15 protein-coding genes are annotated in these 16294 nt (G+C 71.7%); 10 read left to right on the top strand and 5 right to left on the bottom strand.

Translation table 11 applies throughout. The features are described from left to right. The first annotated feature begins 40 nt into the window (after positions 1-40). Entirely contained in the window at positions 41-508 is a 468-nt protein-coding gene (locus tag IEZ27_RS16520; RefSeq protein ID WP_125630696.1) for a Dps family protein, read from the top strand. Positions 509-767: 259 nt separating this feature from the next. Further along, positions 768-1790, top strand: coding sequence for an alkaline phosphatase PhoX (locus IEZ27_RS16515; protein WP_189648017.1), 1023 nt, complete (start codon positions 768-770; stop codon positions 1788-1790). A 21-nt stretch (positions 1791-1811) separates the two neighbouring features. Here the strand turns inward: IEZ27_RS16515 and IEZ27_RS16510 are convergent, their stop codons facing one another. Beyond that, positions 1812-2405, bottom strand: a complete 594-nt coding sequence (locus IEZ27_RS16510) for a TetR/AcrR family transcriptional regulator (RefSeq protein ID WP_229824039.1) — start codon at positions 2403-2405, stop codon at positions 1812-1814. 150 nt (positions 2406-2555) lie between these two features. Here IEZ27_RS16510 and IEZ27_RS16505 point away from each other — a divergent pair, with 150 nt between their 5' ends. Beyond that, positions 2556-4745 (top strand): MMPL family transporter, encoded by a 2190-nt coding sequence (locus IEZ27_RS16505; RefSeq protein WP_229824038.1) that lies wholly within the window; start codon positions 2556-2558, stop codon positions 4743-4745. On the opposite strand, the gene IEZ27_RS16500 is transcribed toward IEZ27_RS16505, so the two are convergent. Then, positions 4702-5559, bottom strand: coding sequence for a bifunctional helix-turn-helix transcriptional regulator/GNAT family N-acetyltransferase (locus tag IEZ27_RS16500; RefSeq protein WP_229824037.1), 858 nt, complete (start codon positions 5557-5559; stop codon positions 4702-4704). The two genes, IEZ27_RS16505 and IEZ27_RS16500, sit on opposite strands and share 44 nt — an antisense overlap. Positions 5560-5653: 94 nt before the next feature. Between IEZ27_RS16500 and IEZ27_RS16495 the strand changes: the two genes are divergently transcribed. Together IEZ27_RS16495 and IEZ27_RS16490 are read left to right on the top strand one after the other, a co-directional pair. Then, positions 5654-6553 carry a lactonase family protein gene (locus IEZ27_RS16495; protein WP_189648013.1) on the top strand — a complete coding sequence of 300 codons (900 nt, stop codon included), beginning with the start codon at positions 5654-5656 and terminating at the stop codon, positions 6551-6553. A 130-nt stretch (positions 6554-6683) separates the two neighbouring features. Further along, positions 6684-8189, top strand: a complete 1506-nt coding sequence (locus IEZ27_RS16490) for a N,N-dimethylformamidase beta subunit family domain-containing protein (protein WP_189648012.1) — start codon at positions 6684-6686, stop codon at positions 8187-8189. Here IEZ27_RS16490 and IEZ27_RS16485 read toward each other — a convergent pair. Beyond that, complete coding sequence (locus tag IEZ27_RS16485) at positions 8146-8871, bottom strand: ATP-dependent Clp protease ATP-binding subunit (protein WP_189648011.1); 726 nt, start codon at positions 8869-8871, stop codon at positions 8146-8148. The genes IEZ27_RS16490 and IEZ27_RS16485 overlap by 44 nt on opposite strands. Positions 8872-9057: 186 nt before the next feature. Here IEZ27_RS16485 and IEZ27_RS16480 point away from each other — a divergent pair, with 186 nt between their 5' ends. Beyond that, positions 9058-9861, top strand: a complete 804-nt coding sequence (locus IEZ27_RS16480; RefSeq protein ID WP_189648010.1) for a class I SAM-dependent methyltransferase — start codon at positions 9058-9060, stop codon at positions 9859-9861. 269 nt (positions 9862-10130) lie between these two features. Beyond that, positions 10131-11156 (top strand): 6-phosphofructokinase, encoded by a 1026-nt coding sequence (locus IEZ27_RS16475; protein ID WP_189648009.1) that lies wholly within the window; start codon positions 10131-10133, stop codon positions 11154-11156. Positions 11157-11309: 153 nt separating this feature from the next. Here the strand turns inward: IEZ27_RS16475 and IEZ27_RS16470 are convergent, their stop codons facing one another. Together IEZ27_RS16470 and IEZ27_RS16465 are read right to left on the bottom strand one after the other, a co-directional pair. Continuing rightward, positions 11310-12128 (bottom strand): MHYT domain-containing protein, encoded by an 819-nt coding sequence (locus IEZ27_RS16470; protein WP_189648008.1) that lies wholly within the window; start codon positions 12126-12128, stop codon positions 11310-11312. Positions 12129-12226: 98 nt separating this feature from the next. Continuing rightward, positions 12227-13096 (bottom strand): MHYT domain-containing protein, encoded by an 870-nt coding sequence (locus IEZ27_RS16465; protein ID WP_189648007.1) that lies wholly within the window; start codon positions 13094-13096, stop codon positions 12227-12229. A gap of 115 nt (positions 13097-13211) precedes the next feature. Here IEZ27_RS16465 and macS point away from each other — a divergent pair, with 115 nt between their 5' ends. The 3 genes from macS (at position 13212) to thiI (ending at position 16293) form a co-directional block, all read left to right on the top strand. Continuing rightward, a complete protein-coding gene (gene macS, locus IEZ27_RS16460) occupies positions 13212-14309 on the top strand; it encodes a MacS family sensor histidine kinase (protein ID WP_189648006.1) in 1098 nt (365 codons plus the stop codon). Positions 14310-14383: 74 nt separating this feature from the next. Beyond that, on the top strand, positions 14384-15031 hold the full coding sequence (locus tag IEZ27_RS16455; RefSeq protein ID WP_189648005.1) for a response regulator: 648 nt from the start codon (positions 14384-14386) through the stop codon (positions 15029-15031). A 65-nt stretch (positions 15032-15096) separates the two neighbouring features. Next, positions 15097-16293 carry a tRNA uracil 4-sulfurtransferase ThiI gene (gene thiI / locus IEZ27_RS16450; protein ID WP_189648004.1) on the top strand — a complete coding sequence of 399 codons (1197 nt, stop codon included), beginning with the start codon at positions 15097-15099 and terminating at the stop codon, positions 16291-16293. The last annotated feature ends 1 nt before the right edge of the window (position 16294 follow it).

Genomic DNA, 16294 nt, shown 5'->3' with positions numbered 1-16294 from the left:
AAAAGGGGAAAAGCATGACGTGAAGGGGAGGAAATACGACATGGCTACGATCACCGGTCCGCTCTCGGGTGATGCCAAGAACACCGTCGCCGAAGCCCTCCAGGGTGCCCTGGTCGATCTGATCGATCTCTCGCTGATCGCCAAGCAGGCGCACTGGAACCTCGTCGGCGCCCATTTCCGCCCGATCCACCTTCAGCTCGACGAGCTGACGGACCTGGCCCGTACCCACATGGACACCATCGCCGAGCGGGCGGTCGCGCTCGGAGTGAACCCCGACGGGCGCTCGGCGACCGTCGCCAAGTCCACGCGACTCCAGCAGCCCGAACGCGGCTGGCTCGAGGACGGCAAGGTCGTGGCGACCATCACCGACATCCTCGACGGCATCAGCAAGCGCATGTACGAGCGCATCCAGGCCACCGACGAGCCCGACCCGGTCAGCCAGGACCTGCTCATCGCGGTGACCCAGGACATCGACAAGCAGCACTGGATGTTCCAGGCCCAGCGCTGACGCGAGGGCGCCGGCGCTTGACGCGACGGCATACGAAAGGCCCGGGCGCCACCACGGCGCCTGGGCCTTCGTGTGCCCGCTCCCGGGAAGAAAGATGGGCGATCTTCCGCGCAATGGGTACGGACTGTCACGCATCGTCCGGGAAGCGTCGACGATCCTGCTCTGGGAGCGAGGGGTTTGCGCAGAGTTTGACGTCGCGAGTCCTTGCCATTCATGTCGGTGCGGTCGACTAGCGTGGCACCTAGAGGGAGGCCCCACGATGTCCCACAAGACTCTCCTCCGCACGGGCCCGCTCTTGCAGGGCGGCATCAGCCCGTACGGGCCGCTCGCGCCGGCGTCCGCCGACGGGCTCGCGCTGCCGCCGGGTTTCACCGGCCGGGTCGTGGCCCGCTCCGGTGACAAGGTGGCCGGGCTCACCTGGCACGCGGCGCCCGACGGCGGCGCCTGTTTCCCCGACGGCGCCGGCTGGATCTACGTGTCCAACTCCGAGCTGCCGCTGCTCGGCGGCGCCTCCGCGCTGCGCTTCCGCCCCGACGGCACGGTCGCCGACGCCTACCGCATCCTGTCCGGCACCGACCTCAACTGCGCGGGCGGTGCCACGCCGTGGCACACCTGGCTGTCGTGCGAGCTCGGCGACCGCGGCCGCGTCTTCGAGTGCGACCCCTACGGCGCCCGCGCCGCCCGCCCCCGCCTGGCCATGGGCCGCTTCCGGCACGAGGCCGCCGCCTGCGACCCCGAGCGGCGCGTGGTCTACATGACCGAGGACGAGCCCGACGGCTGCTTCTACCGGTTCCGTCCCGGCGACTGGGGTGACCTGACGGAGGGCGCGCTGGAGGTGTTGTGCGCGTCGGGCGGCTGGCGTCCGGTGCCGTCCCCGGCCGCGCTGCTCATCGCGGCCCGCCACCAGGTCGAGGACGCCCGCCACTTCGACGGCGGCGACGGTTGCCACTACGCGGGCGGCGTCTGCTACTTCACCACCAAGGGCGACACCGGCCTGTGGGCCTACGACGCCCAGACCTCCACGCTTGAGCGGCTGTGCGAGGGCGTGCGCGCGATCACCGCCGCCCCCTCGGGCGACCTCTACGTGGCCAGGGAGACCACGGAGATCGACGTCATCGCGCCCGACCGGGCGGTCACGCCGTTCCTGCGGCTCGGCGGGCACGACGGGGTCGAGCTCACGGGGCTGGCGTTCTCGCCGAGGGGCGACCGGCTCTACTTCTCGGCCAGGCGCGGCCGTACCGAGGGGCACACGTTCGAGGTGAGCGGCCCCTTCCGGCCCTGATCCCGGGGGCAGCCCCCGGGGTCAGGCCAGGTAGCGCACCAGCATGAGCTTCAGCTCGGCCACGAGCTCCGCGCCGTGCTCCGGCGTGGCCGGGCCCAGCATGGGCAGCACCGCCTTCACCATGGCCAGTGCCATCGTCGCGTTGAGCCGTGCCCGCTCCTCCGGCAGGCCGGGCGAACGCCGCCGCAGCAGCGCCGCGATCTGCTCCGCGAGCGCCGCGTGCATGCGCTGCGAGGCCGCCGCGAGCCGGTCGCCCGTCGCCGACCCGTACAGCAGCGACCAGTACGCCGGCGACTCGGCCTTGAACGCCACGCTCTCGTCCACGAACGCGCCCACCAGCACCTCCAGCGGGACATCCGGGGTCACCGCCGACAGCCGGGCCGCCCAGAACTCCTCCCGGTCGTCGGTGTACCGGGCCACCAGGCCGTCGAGGATCTCCTCCTTGTTCCGGAAGAACTGGTACAGCGAGCCGGGGGAGAGCCCGGCCCGCGCCGCGACCTGGTTGGTCGTCAGCTCCGGGTAGCCGACCTCGGCGATCATCGACTCCGCGGCGTCGAGGATCTCGGCCATCCGCTTCAGGCCGCGTGCCTGCCTGCGGACCGTGCGTTCAGGCATGGGCCACCTCGTTGACAAATGCGAGCATTTACTTGTATTTCTGGGTTCGACAGCGAAACACGAGTAGTTTACCGAGTTTCCATCGGGAGATCCCATGAGAACCTGCCCATCAGGCCCATCAGGCCCCGTGCGGGCGCGGGCGGTGCGGGCGTGGCCGTGAACGTCGCCGCCCGGAGCCCGCGCGCCACGGCCGGCGGGCCGCCGCTGCGCCGGCTGGGCCACCTCCTCGTCCGCCGCCGCCGGCTCGTGCTGGCCCTGGCCGCGCTCGTCCTGGTCGTCGCGGGCACGCTGGCCGCCGGGACGGTGTCCCGCCTGTCGCTGGCCCGCTTCGAGGCGCCGGGCTCGGAGTCCGACCGGGCGCAGGCCGAGCTCGTACGCCGGTTCGCCACCGGCAGCCCCGACCTGGTCTTCCTGGCAACGGTCAGATCGGGCGCCGTCACGTCCGGAACCGTCGACGACCCCGCGGCCGAGGCGGCGGGCCGGGAGCTCACCGCGCGGATCGGCCGGGCGGAGGGCGTCGCGGAGGCGTCCTCGTACTGGACCAGGGGCAGGCCCGCCACCCTGCGCAGCGCGGACGGCAGGCACGCGCTCGTCGTCGTACGGGTCCCCGGCGACGCCGACCACGTGCGGACGCGGGTGTTGCCCGGCCTGGTCCCGCGGATCGTCGGCGAGCAGGGCCCGTTCCAGGTCAGGGCCGGGGGAGGGGAGGAGGTGTTCCGCGAGACCGTGCCGCTGGCCAGGCAGGACTTCGTCCGGGCCGAGCTGGTGATCTTCCCGCTGGCGTTCGTGCTGCTCTGGCTCTACCAGCGGCGCGCGATGGCCGCCCTGGTGCCGATCCTGGCCGGGGTGCTGGCCATGGTGGTCGGCCTGGCCCTGTTGCGGGGCGTGCTGCCGTTCACCGGGATCTCGACGTTCGCCCTCAACCTCACCCTGGCCATGGGCCTCGGGCTCGGCATCGACTACTGCCTGTTCGTCGTCCAGCGTTTCCGTGAGGAGGTCCGCGCCGGGCGCGACCGCGCGGCGGCCGTCGCCGGGGCCGTCGAGCACGCCGGAAGGACCGTGTTGTTCAGCGGCCTCACCGTGGCCGCCTCGCTGGCCGTGCTGTTCGCGCTGCCCTTCGACTTCCTGCGCTCCTTCGCCTACGCGGGCATCGCGGTCGTGGCCGGCGGCCTGTTCTCGGCGGTGATCGTGCTGCCCGCCGTGCTGGCCGTCGCGGGCGGCACGATGGTGCCCAGGCGGCAGCGGCCCGAGCGGCACACCGGCTTCTGGCACGGCCTGGCCACCCGGGTCATGCGCCGCCCGCTGGTGTCCGGCGGCCTGGCCGCGGCGCTGCTGCTGGTGCTCGCCTCGCCGTTCCTCGGCCTGCGCTTCGGTACGGCCGACGACCGCATCCTGCCGCCGGAGGCGTCCTCCCGGCAGACCCAGGAGGTCATCAGGCGGGCCTTCCCGGCGGAGGAGACCGACGCCATCCAGATCATCTCGAAGGGGGCGACACCGGGCGACGTCCCGGCGTACGCGGTGCGGCTCTCGCGGGTGCCGGGCGTCGCCCAGGTCGACTCCGCCGTCGGCTCGTACGCGGCGGGCCGGCGCGTCGGCGACGGCGACCCGGCCCGCTTCCGCGGCGAGGGCGCGTGGTTGTCGGTCGTGCCGTCCGCCGAGGCGCTGGCGGGCGACCCGGTGCGGCTCGTGGCGGCCGTACGGGCCGTGCCGCCGCCCTTCGAGGTGCTGGTCGGCGGCTACCCCGCCGAGCTGGCCGACTACCGCGCCTCCGTCGTGGACCGCCTGCCGCTGGTGCTCGCGCTCATGCTGGGCGTCACGTTCGCGGTGTTGTTCCTGATGACCCGCAGCCTGGTGCTCCCGCTCAAGGCGACCCTGCTGAACGTCCTCAGCCTCGGCGTCATGTTCGGCGCCGTCGTATGGATCTTCCAGGAGGGCCACCTGTCCGGGCTGCTCGGCTTCACCCCGACCGGCACGCTCGACCCGAGCATCCCGATCCTCATGCTCTGCGTCGCCTACGGCCTGTCGATGGACTACGAGGTCTTCCTGCTGTCCCGGATCAAGGAGGAGTACGACCGGACGGGCGACACCGCGCGGGCCGTCGCCACCGGCCTGCAACGCGGCGCGCCCCTGATCACCGCGGCGGGCGGCATCCTGGCGCTCACGTTCGCCGCCTACGCCACCGCGCGCGTGGTGTTCGTGCAGATGCTCGGGGTCGGCATGGCGGTGGCGGTGCTGGTGGACGCCACCGTGATCAGGGCGGTGCTGGTGCCGAGCCTGATGCGCCTGGCCGGGCCGCTCAACTGGTGGCCGCGAGGTCGAGCGACCACATCTCCTCGGTGACCTCGGCGCCGTTCTCCGTGCCCTTCTCCGCCGACTCCAGCTCGAACCCGGCCGTCTGGTAGATGCGCCGCGCGCTCACCAGGCAGTCGCGCGTCCACAGCGTGATCCGCCCGTAGCCCCTGGCCCTGGCGTGGCGCAGGCACTCGGCCACCAGGCGCCGCCCGATCCCCAGCCCCCGCGCCGACGGCTCGACCAGCAGCATGCGCAGCTTGGCCGTCGTGTCGTCCTGGTGCACGCAGAACACGCAGCCGGCGCGTTCGCCGTCCACCTCGGCGATCCAGCCGGCGTCGCGGGCGGGGTCGTAGGCGCCCACGATCCGGGCCACGAGCTGCTCGAACTCGGTGCCCCACCCGTACTCGGCGCTGTAGAGCGCGCCGTGGCGGTAGGCGACCCAGCCCAGGTCGCCGGTGCGCGGGGGCCTGATCACGTACGAACGGTCAGAGCCCTCCCCGAGCAGCCGCCTGATCGTGGCCATGCTGCCGACCAGCAGCGCCCGGTCCTCCTCGGGCAGGCCGCCGAGCAGGCGCTCGATCTCCTCGGCCGAGCGGCGGTCGAGGCCGGCGAAGGTGGCGGCGCCGGCCGCGGTCAGCCGTACGAGCTGTTTGCGGGCGTCGGCGGCCGACCGCTCGCGGGTGATCAGCCCGTCGCCCTCGAATCGGGTCAGGATCCGGCTCAGGTAGCCCGCGTCCAGGTCGAGCAGGCCGCGCAGCTCCCCGGTCTCCATGCTGTCGGCGTGCGCGAGCTCGAACAACACCCGCACCTCGGTCAGCGAGTAGGGCGAGTCGAGCATGCCCGCCTGGAGGACGCCGATCACTTTCGTATAGAACCGGTTGAAGGCTCTGATCTCAGAAACCCTTGCCTCCGTCAACGAACTCATTGCCACAGTCAACCATAAGAAGGATCCCATTGTGAAGCTGTACATAGGCGGTTACGGTCCCGGCATCTTCACGGTCGGCGGCGAGCTGACCCGCGTGGCCTCGCCGTCCTTCCTGGCCGCGCACCCCACCCTGCCGGTGCTGTACGCCGCCGGCGAGCTGGAACGCGGCCGGCTCACCGCCTACACCACCCAGGGAGCCCTTTCCCCGCTGGACGAACGGCCCAGCGAGGGCGACAGCCCGTGCCACGTCGCCGTGCACCCCTCGGGCAGCCTGCTGGCCGCGGCCAACTACGGCGACGGCACCGCCAGCCTGCACCGCCTGGACGAGCGGGGCGCCTTCACCGGCGACCCGATCGTCCTGCGGCACGTGGGCTCGGGCCCCGACATCGACCGCCAGGCCGGCCCGCACGCCCACCAGTGCGTCTTCCACGACGACGTGCTGCACGTCGCCGACCTCGGCACCGACGAGATCCGCCGCTACCGCCTGGACGGCGCCCCGCTCGACCCGATCACCCTGGCCCCGGGCAGCGGCCCGCGCCACCTCGCCTTCGACGGCGACCGCCTGTACGTGGCCGGCGAGCTGGACGGCACCGTGACCCTCGTCGAGGGCGAGCGCCGCACCGTCGTCCCCGCCTCCCGCGACGGCGGCCAGAACTTCCCCTCCCACCTCCAGCTCGACGGCGACTTCGTCTACGTCGCCAACCGCGGGCCCAACACGGTCTCGGTGCTGCGCGCCGCCGACCTGTCCCCGGTGGCCGAGGTGCCCTCCGGCGGCGACTGGCCCCGGCACTTCGCCATCACCGGCGACCGCCTGTACGTCGCCAACCAGAAGTCCGGCGAGGTCATCGTGTTCACGCTCAAGGACGGCGTGCCGGAACCCGCCGGGCAGGCGTACGAGGTGCCCAGCCCGGCCTGCGTGCTGCCCGTGTGACAGGCCGGGCCCGGTGGCGGAGCCGGGCCCGGAGCCGCAGGTCGTACGGGGGTCGGCGGGAGTCGCCGGTCGTGTAAGAAGTTGGCCAAGTCGCGGCCCGGTCCGGCGCCGGGCCGTGGACGATGGCGGGGTGCGCAAGATCCTGTTGCTTCTCGCCCTGCTGATCGCCGTCCTGCCGGCCGCGGCCTGCGGCGGCCCACCCGTACGCCCCGCGCCGCCCGCGCCGTCCGCGCCCCGGCCCCCGGAGCCCAGCCGGGAGCCCAGCCCGGAGCCGACGGCGGTGGACGCCGCGCAGTCGTGGCGGATCACCACCCGCGGGGCCGACCACGAGATCGAGGGCTACGCCGACCACGTCAGCGTGCTGCCCGGCGAACGTTTCGGCCTGCGCGTCTCCACCACCGCGCCGCGCTTCACCGCCAGCGCCTTCAGGATGGGCGCGCACCCGGTCAAGGTGTGGGAGTCGTCCCAGGTCAAGGGGGTACGCCAGTCCCCGGCCAGAACCGTGCACGGCACGGTGACCGCCGCCCACTGGAAACCCTCGCTCACCGTGGACACCGGCGGCTGGGCGGAGGGCGCGTACCTGATCAGGCTCGACGCCTCCACCGGCGCCCAGCGGTACGTGCCCGTCACGGTACGTTCGGCCTCCACCCGGGGCCGCGTGGTGCTGGTGAACGCGGTCACCACCTGGCAGGCGTACAACCTGTGGGGCGGACGCAGCCTGTACCTGGGGCCGGGCGGCTTCGCCGACCGCTCGCGCGCGGTCACCTTCGACCGCCCGTACGACGGGGGCGGCGCCCGCCTGTTCCTCGACTTCGAGCAGTCGGCGCTGGCCGTGGCCGAACGCAGCAAGGTGCCCCTGGCCTACCTCACGAGCCTCGACCTCGGCCCCGGCGTGCTCGACGGCGCCAAGGCGGTGGTCTCGCTCGGCCACGACGAGTACTGGTCGCCCGCCATGCGCACGGCCGTCACCCGCGCCCGGGACAGCGGGACGAACCTCGCCTTCCTCGGCGCGAACGCCATCTACTGGCGCATCGCGATCCAGGGCAGGACGGTCGCCTGCGACAAGGAACGGCTGTGCCCGCTGTGGCGGGACTCCCGCCCGGAGAGCGCCCTGGTGGGCCAGATGTACGACTGCTTCCCGGCCCAGGGCGCCTACACGGTCAGCAGGCCCGGCCACTGGATCTTCGCGGGCACCCGGGGGCGGCGTTTCCCCGGCATGGTCGGCCCGGAGACCGACAAGGTCTCGCGTGGCTCGCCGAAGGGCGTCGAGGTGCTGGCCGACTCGCCCTTCTCGTGCGCGGGACGGACGACGACGTCGCAGAGCACGTACTACACGGCGCCGAGCGGGGCCGGGGTGTTCGCGTCGGGCACGATGCGCTGGGTGTGCGCGATGCGCGGCAAGAAGTGCGGCCACGGCGTCCCCGAGTCGGCGGCCGCCTTCACCCGCCGCGCGACCACGAACGTGCTGACCCGCTTCGCCGCCGGCCCGGCCGCCGAACACTCCGCCGGAGAACACCCCGCCGCCGAACACCCGCCCGCCGAACGCCCCGCCCCGGCCCCCCACCGCGCCGCCCGGGATCACGCGGGACCGCCTAGGGGTGCCGCTCGCGCAGGATCTCCTCCAGCCGCTTCTTGATCTCCCGCTCGGCCGGCTCCTTGCGTACGCCGAGGTCGGCGAGGGCCTGCACCACCGGGCCCTCCTCCAGGGAGAGCACGCCGAGCAGCAGGTGCTCGGTGCCGACGTAGTTGTGCCCGAGGCGCAGGGCCTCGCGCAGGGTCAGCTCCAGCGCCTTGGCGCTCTGCGCGGCGAACGGCAGGGTGACCGGCGACTGCCCGCCCCCGGGGCCCATGGCGGCCGTGACGGCCTCCCTGACCGCCTCGGGGGAGGCGCCGAGCGTCGCCATGGTGGCGGCGGCCAGCGCCTTCGGCACGTGCAGCAGCCCGAGCACCAGGTGCCCGACCTCGATGTGGTCGTGCCCCGAGAGCCGCGCCTCCTCCTGCGCCTTGACCACCGCGACCCGCGCCTTGTCGGTGTACCGGGCGTAGTTGCGCAGGTCGTCGGCGAGCGAGCCGCTCTCCTTGGCCACGAACCGCTTCTGCGCGGCCTGCTTGGTGACGCCCATGCTGCGCCCGATCTCCGTCCAGGAGGCGCCGGAGTGGCGGGCGTGGTCCACGAAGTGGCCGATCAGGTGGTCGGCCACGTCCCCCAGGTGCTCGCCCAGCGTGACGGCGTCGGAGAGCTGCCCGAGGGGGTCGCCGTCGGGGTGACGGCTCTTGATGGCGGCGATGAGGTCGTCGAGACGTACGGTTGCATCCATGCGTCAACCATAGGTTGACGATTCTGCAGCGTCAACCCTTGGTTGACGGTCGACGTTGGGGGCGCTGGTCGGCCCCGCGCTTCCGCCAGGCGAGTTCCGCGCGTACGAGGAGCGAGGAGAGGCGGCTTCGGTCCTCGATCTTCCGGATCTGCCATATGTCTGTGCCGCCGAGACCGCTGGGCCAAAATGGCCCGCATGCCTACGACGCCCGAAGATCACGTTGAGACCGCGAACCCCTCCGCACTCAACGCCTATGACATGATCGCCGAGGGGTACACGGCCGAGAACGAGACGAGCCTCCTGAACGCCTACTACGAGCGGCCCGCGATGCTGGAGCTCGCCGGGGACGTGACCGGCCGGCGAATCCTCGACGCCGGCTGCGGCTCGGGTCCACTGTTCGCCGCGCTGCGCGATCGAGGCGCCGTCGTCACCGGCATCGACGCGAGCGCCGGGATGCTGGAGCAGGCCCGACGCCGGCTGGGCGCCGACGCGGAGCTGCGGGTCGCCGACCTGGCCGGCCCGCTGCCCTTCCCCGACGAGGCGTTCGACGACGTCACCGCGTCCCTGGTGCTGCACTACCTGGAGGACTGGGGACCGACACTGGCCGAGCTGCGACGCGTGCTGAAGCCTGGCGGCCGACTCCTCGTCTCGGTCGACCATCCTTTCTCCGTCGTCCTCTTTCAGCACATGGCCGGGGAAAAGCCCAACTACTTCGAGACCCGCAGCCGGACCGAAGAATGGACCATGGGCGGGCAGACCGCCCAGTTGAAGTTCTGGAGTCGGCCGCTGCACGCGATGACCGACGCCTTCGCCGCGGCCGGCTTTCGTGTCAGCGTCATCAGCGAACCGCCGTTCGCGCCGGAAGCCCGCGAACTGTTCTCCGAGGAGCTCCGCGAGATCGAGCCCACCCGTACGAGGTTCCTGTGCTTCTTGTTCTTCGTTCTCGAAGCCGGCCAGGCGAGCCGATCTGATTCGCCAAGATCGAATTAGTGGGGTTTCAGCGCCTATCGCCCGGGTTAGATCAAGTTCAGGAGGTGGGTCGGCAGCTTGAGAAGGCGGCGCAGGTCAGCGACCTCCAGCGGTGGCGTCGACGGCCCCTGCCGATGCCCGGTGACAGGCATTTCCAGGAGCCGCATGATCGCCCGTCCGACGAAATCCTCCGCGGCTCGCGTTTGGTCTAGACCACTGAGCGCCCCTCCGGGCACAATGCGAGCTGTCACCGAGCAATGGTTCGTGAACCCCATCGGGAGGAACCCGCCATGCGTATAGGAGTGCTCACCGGAGGCGGAGACTGTCCGGGTCTCAACGCCGTCATCAGGGCCGTGGTGCGTAAGGGGGTGAGCACGTACGGCCATGAGTTCGTGGGGTTCCGCGACGGGTGGCGCGGTCCCCTGGAGGGCGACACCATGCCGCTGGACATCCGGGCCGTACGGGGCATCCTGCCGCGGGGGGGCACCATACTCGGTTCCTCCCGTACCAACCCGATCAAGATCGAGGGCGGCGTCGACCGCATCAAGGAGAACCTCGCCACCACCGGCGTCGACGCGCTGATCGCCATCGGCGGCGAGGACACGCTAGGCGTCGCCAAGCAGCTCTACGACCGCGGCGTCAAGGTCGTGGGCGTGCCGAAGACCATCGACAACGACCTGTCCGGCACCGACTACACCTTCGGCTTCGACACCGCGGTCAACATCGCGATGGAGGCCATCGACCGGCTGCACACCACCGCCGAGTCCCACCACCGCGCGCTGATCTGCGAGGTCATGGGCCGCCACGCGGGCTGGATCGCGCTGCACGCGGGCATGGCGGGCGGCGCGAACGTGATCCTCATCCCCGAGAAGCCCTTCGACATCGACCGGGTCTGCGAGTACGTCGAGTCCCGCTTCCGCACCCGCTACTCGCCGATCATCGTCGTGGCCGAGGGCGCCCACCCTGTCGAGGGCCAGATGGAGCTGCAGACCGGCACCCTCGACGAGTTCGGGCACGTACGGCTCGGCGGCATCGGCGAGATGCTGGCCAAGGAGATCGAGAAGCGCACCGGCAAGGAGGCCCGTACGACCGTGCTCGGCCACATCCAGCGCGGCGGCACCCCGACGGCCTACGACCGGGTGCTGGCCACCAGGTTCGGGCTCCAGGCGATCGACGCCGCGCACGAGGGCGACTTCGGCACGATGGTCGCGCTGCGCGGCACCGACATCGTACGGGTCGGCCTCGACGAGGCGACGGCCGAGCTGAAGACCGTGCCGGCGTCCAGGTATTCCGAGGCCGAGGTGTTCTTCGGCTGAGGTGTTCTTCGGCTGGCTGAAAGCGGCTTGCAAGCGCCCGGCCGTACTTTCTGGGCAGCGGGGTTACCGCTACGAAACCCCCCTCAGGGTACGGCTTGCGGCGCAGCGAGTCGGCGGCCCACTTGGTGCCGCAAGCCGTACCTAGGACATAGCTCAACCGTGGGGCGTGCCGAAGAGATCCACCTCCGGCGCGCCCCCGTCGCGTGCGGCCAGACGGGCCCGGAACTCGGCCTCGTGGCGCAACTCCTTCTCCGACGGCGACAGGATGAAGGTGAGCAGCAGGCCCACGGTGATCACGCTGATCCCGACGATCAGCGGCAGCAGGAAGTCGATGGCCTTGGCGCCCGGCACCTGGACCATGCCGGCGTTCAGCTCGACGGACATCGCGTACATGCCGGTGTAGTACATGCCCGAGACGGCCACGCCCATGACCAGTGCCGCGCCGCCGATCCTGAGCACGCCCTCGACCCGCAGCGCGAACCACAGCGCCACCGTCGCGGCGGCCACGGCGATCAGCACGGAGAGCGTCACCATGGCGGCGTCGTAGCGGACGTGGCCCGACAGGTTCATGGCGGCCATGCCCAGGTAGTGCATGCCCGCGATGCCGAGCCCGGTGAGCACGCCGCCGCCCAGCAGGCGGCTCCCGCGCCGCGCGCCGCCGTACGCGGCCAGGAACAGTCCCATCCCGACGACCGCGACGGCGACGACCGCCGAGGCGGCGGTGAGCGGGACGTCGTACCGGATCACCGAGCCGCGTACCGAGAAGCCGAGCATGCCGATGAAGTGCATCGTCCAGATGCCCGTGCCGCCGATCGCGAAGGCCGCTCCCACCAGCCAGAACCGGCTCTCGCCGCCGTCGGTCAGCCGGGCCCGCGCGGTCAGCAGCAGCCCCAGCATCGAGCCGACGCCGGACATGGCGTACGCGAGGACAGGGGTCAGGAGCCCCAAGGAGAAGTGGTCGATCGGCGACATGTCACCATCCATCCCTCGCTCACTGATAGGGAGTATGGGCAAAGCCTCTGACGGGCCGCAACAGCCGCGTCCACCGCTGCAGGAACCTGCAGCGCCGCCTACCTCCGGGGCGCCCGCATCATCTGCTGCTGTTGCCGCCGGGTACGCGCGGCGGCCGGCGGCGCGGGGTAGGCCAAGGGCTGCTGCTGGGCGGTGCGCCGGCGCAGCTCCAGGCGGGCGACCAGCTCGGCGTCCTCGTGCAGCTCCTCCGCCGAGGGCGCGAGGATCACCATGAGCAACATGGTCAGCGTGATCAGGCTGATCACGGTCATCAGGGGGACGAGGAAGTCGAGGGCGTCGGCGCCGGTGACCACGCCGGGCTCGGCGTCGACGGTGACGTGCATGGAGTACATGCCGGTGTAGTGCATGCCCGAGACGGCCACGCCCATGACCATCGCGGCGCCGGTGATCCAGACCGGCTTCCTGACCCGCAGCGTGAACCAGAGCGCGACGGTCGCGGCCACGACGGCGATGCCCACGGAGGCGGCCACGATCGTGCGCTCGTAGGAGACGTGGGCGCTCATGTTCATGGCGTACATGCCGAGGTAGTGCATGCTGGCTACGCCGAGCCCGGTGAGCAGGCCGCCGCCGAGCAGCGCCAGGGCCCGGCCGCGGCCGTAGGAGACCAGGAACAGGCCGGTGCCGACCACCACGATGGCCACGGCGGCCGAGGCGACGGTGAGCGGCACGTCGTACTTGATCTGCGTGCCCTCCACCTCGAAGCCCATCATCGCGACGAAGTGCATGACCCAGATGCCGGTGCCGCCGATGGAGATCGCCGCGCCGATCAGCCAGCGCATCCGCGCACCGCCGCGGCTCGCGTGGGCCTGAGCCGTGAGCCGCAGTCCGAGCATCGAACCCAGGCACGACATCAGGTACGCGAGCACCGGGGTGAGCGGTCCGTGGGTGAAATGATTAACAGCGGTCATATATCGACATTCCTTGTGATTAGGGGTTCACGGATTGTGGCATCCGCCCTGTCCCTATCGCATGGATAACGCAACTATCTGTCAACCGCGATGTCGGAAAACATGAAAAGGACTCATGGGTATCGAGGGCCCGTTCTGGCGCGCGATCGCGGTCTTCCGCGTCGCGTCGCTCGTGTACGCCGCCGTGCTGATGGCCCAGTACCGGGGCTACGAGGAGCCGGTCATCGGCTGGCTGGTGATCGCCGTGATGGCGTTGTGGACGGCAGGGGCCACGTACGCGTACGCGGCCGAGGGGCTGCGCGGGTGGCCACTGCTGACGATCGACCTGCTGGTGGCCCTGGCCTGCCTGCTGGCCTCGCCGTACGTGGAGGGCGTCCGGCAGGGCGCGGCCGGCACCATGCCGGTGCCCGCCACCTGGGTGGCCGCGCCGGTCCTGGCCTGGGCCGTCCACGGCGGCCGGCGCGCGGGCGCGGTGGCCGCGGGCGTGGTCGCCGCCGCGGACCTGTGGTTGCGCGCGCGTTCCCCGGACGCGCCCGTGATGCTCAACGGAGCCGTCCTGCTGTTCCTGGCGGGCGTGGTGGTCGGGCACGTGGCCCGGCTGGCCAAGGAGGCCGAGGAACGTATGCAGCGCGCGGCCGAGATGGAGGCCGCCCAGCGCGAACGCGACCGGCTGGCCCGCGACATCCACGACTCGGTGCTCCAGGTGCTCGCCCTGGTCCAGCGGCGCGGCCGGCAGATCGGCGGCGAGGCGGCCGAGCTGGGCCGCCTGGCCGGTGAGCAGGAGGCCGCCCTGCGCGAGCTGATCGCCTCCCGGCCCGCCCCGACCGGCTCCACGGACCTGCGCTCCCTGCTCATGCGGCACGGCTCGCCGCTGGTGACGGTCTCCACCCCGGCCACGCCGCTCGTCCTGCCCACCCCGGCCGCCGAGGGCGCCGCGGCCGCCGTCCGGGCCGCCCTGGACAACGTACGGGAGCACTGCGGCGCGGACGCGCGGGCCTGGGTGTTCGCCGAGTCGTGCGACGACGTCGTCATGGTGACCGTACGGGACGAGGGGCCCGGCATCCCCGAGGGCCGCCTGGAACGGGCCGCCGCCGAGGGCCGGCTCGGCGTCGCCCAGTCCATCCGCGGGCGCGTCGCCGACCTGGGCGGAACGGTCACCGTCACCTCCGCGCCGTCCGGGACGGAGATCGAGATCAGCCTCCCGCACGGATAGGGACGCGAACGAGGGGCGGGTAGCTCGGATTGGGGCGCGGACCGGGGGCCGGTGGGCGCGGTTAGAGTGGCGTCATGGTGCGGGTCATGGTCGTGGACGACCACCCCATGTGGCGCGACGGCGTGGCCAGGGATCTGTCCGAGGCCGGCTACGAGGTCGTGGCGGTGGTGGGGGAGGGGCGGCAGGCGATCCGCGCGGCCGCGGCCGTACGCCCCCAGGTCGTGGTGCTGGATCTCCACCTGCCCGACATGTCCGGCGCCGAGGTGGCCGCCGGGCTGGCCGGGGCCGAGCCCGCGCCGAAGGTCCTGGTGTTGTCGGCCAGCGCCGAGCAGGACGACGTGCTGGAGGCGGTCAAGGCCGGCGCGTGCGGATATCTGGTGAAGTCGGCGAGCAGGGAGGAGTTCCTCGACGCCGTCCGGCGCACCGCCGACGGCGACGCGGTCTTCACGCCGGGCCTGGCCGGGCTCGTCCTGGGGGAGTACCGGCGGCTGGCCGCACGCCCGGCGGCGGCGGCCGACGACGGCCCCCGGCTGACCGAGCGCGAGACGGAGGTGCTCAGGCTGGTCGCCAAGGGCCTGACCTACCGCCAGGTCGCCGACCGCCTGGTGCTCTCGCACCGCACGGTCCAGAACCACGTGCAGAACACCTTGAGCAAGCTCCAGCTGCACAACCGGGTGGAACTGGTCCGATATGCGATCGAGCAGGGCCTCGACGCGGACTAAACTCGATGGGTCGCGGCGTTGCCTTCCTACGGCCGCGCTTTCCCCGTCTTCCCGGAGGTTCCACCATGACGATGTCCGCCCTGGGCGAGCCATGTGTTCTGCTCAAGCTGGGCGAGATCGTTCTCAAGGGCAAGAACCGCGAGCTGTTCGAACGCCGCCTGATCGACAACATCCGCTTCGCGCTCAAGGATCTCGACCTCAAGACGGACGTACGCCGCCGCCACGGCGTCATCGCGATCTTCCTGCCCCAGGGGTCGGGCGTCGAGCGGGCCGACGCCGTGGCCCAGCGGGTCGCCGACGTGCCCGGCCTGGTGTGGATCCACCGCGCCTGGCAGGTGGCCAAAGACCCGGACACCGTGGTCAAGGCCGGTCTCGAACTGATCCGCGACAGCGAGGAGGTCCGGCGCGGCGCGCGCTTCGCGGTGCGCTCCCGCCGCCGCGACAAACGTTTCCCGCTGCGCTCCAACGATCTCGACCGGCTCGTCGGCGGCGCGATCAACGACGAGTACAACCTGCCCGTCGACCTGAAGAACCCCGAGCTGACCGTCTTCATCGAGGTCGACAGGGACGAGGTGTTCATCTTCACCGGCGGCATCCCCGGCCAGGGTGGCCTGCCGGTCGGCAGCAGCGGCCGGGCGCTGGTGCTCATGTCGGGCGGCATCGACTCGCCGGTGGCGGCCTACCGGATGATGAAGCGCGGCCTGCACGTCGACTTCCTGCACTTCTCCGGCATCCCGTTCACCACCTCCGAGTCGATCTACAAGGCGTACGCGCTGGTCAGGAAGCTCGACCGGTTCCAGGGGCGGTCGCGCCTGTGGGTGGTGCCGTTCGGCAAGGCGCAGCAGTCGATCCGCACCTCCGGCCAGGACCGCCTGGCCGTGATCGCCCAGCGGCGGCTCATGCTGAAGACGGCCGAGGAGGTCGCCCACCGCATCCGCGCCGGCGCGCTGATCACCGGCGACGCGCTCGGCCAGGTCTCCTCCCAGACGCTGGCCAACATCACCGCCCAGGACAACGCGGTCGAGCTGCCGATCCTGCGCCCGCTGGTGGGCTGGGACAAGACCGAGATCATGGCCGAGGCCCGGCGCATCGGCACGCTGGAGATCTCGGAGCTGCCCGACGAGGACTGCTGCTCCCTGCTGGCTCCCAAGCGTGCCGAGACCCGGGCCAAGATCGAGGACCTCAAGCAGATCGAGAAGCGGCTCGACGCCGAGGAGCTGTGCGTCCAGCTCGCCGACTCGATCCAGGAGTACAAGCTGTAGC

The sequence above is a fragment of the Nonomuraea spiralis genome (genome assembly GCF_014648435.1).
Classification (GTDB): Bacteria; Actinomycetota; Actinomycetes; order Streptosporangiales; family Streptosporangiaceae; genus Nonomuraea; species Nonomuraea spiralis.
This window is presented reverse-complemented; position numbering and strand designations above follow the sequence as displayed.

Coding starts and splice junctions, on each gene's coding strand:
- IEZ27_RS16465 (WP_189648007.1), bottom strand. CDS start 13,096: ATGACCGCTGTTAATCATTTCACCCACGGACCGCTCACCCCGGTGCTC.
- IEZ27_RS16485 (WP_189648011.1), bottom strand. CDS start 8,871: ATGGATGCAACCGTACGTCTCGACGACCTCATCGCCGCCATCAAGAGC.
- IEZ27_RS16470 (WP_189648008.1), bottom strand. CDS start 12,128: ATGTCGCCGATCGACCACTTCTCCTTGGGGCTCCTGACCCCTGTCCTC.
- macS (WP_189648006.1), top strand. CDS start 13,212: ATGGGTATCGAGGGCCCGTTCTGGCGCGCGATCGCGGTCTTCCGCGTC.
- IEZ27_RS16520 (WP_125630696.1), top strand. CDS start 41: ATGGCTACGATCACCGGTCCGCTCTCGGGTGATGCCAAGAACACCGTC.
- IEZ27_RS16455 (WP_189648005.1), top strand. CDS start 14,384: ATGGTGCGGGTCATGGTCGTGGACGACCACCCCATGTGGCGCGACGGC.
- IEZ27_RS16510 (WP_229824039.1), bottom strand. CDS start 2,405: ATGCCTGAACGCACGGTCCGCAGGCAGGCACGCGGCCTGAAGCGGATG.
- IEZ27_RS16475 (WP_189648009.1), top strand. CDS start 10,131: ATGCGTATAGGAGTGCTCACCGGAGGCGGAGACTGTCCGGGTCTCAAC.
- IEZ27_RS16515 (WP_189648017.1), top strand. CDS start 768: ATGTCCCACAAGACTCTCCTCCGCACGGGCCCGCTCTTGCAGGGCGGC.
- thiI (WP_189648004.1), top strand. CDS start 15,097: ATGACGATGTCCGCCCTGGGCGAGCCATGTGTTCTGCTCAAGCTGGGC.
- IEZ27_RS16480 (WP_189648010.1), top strand. CDS start 9,058: ATGGCCCGCATGCCTACGACGCCCGAAGATCACGTTGAGACCGCGAAC.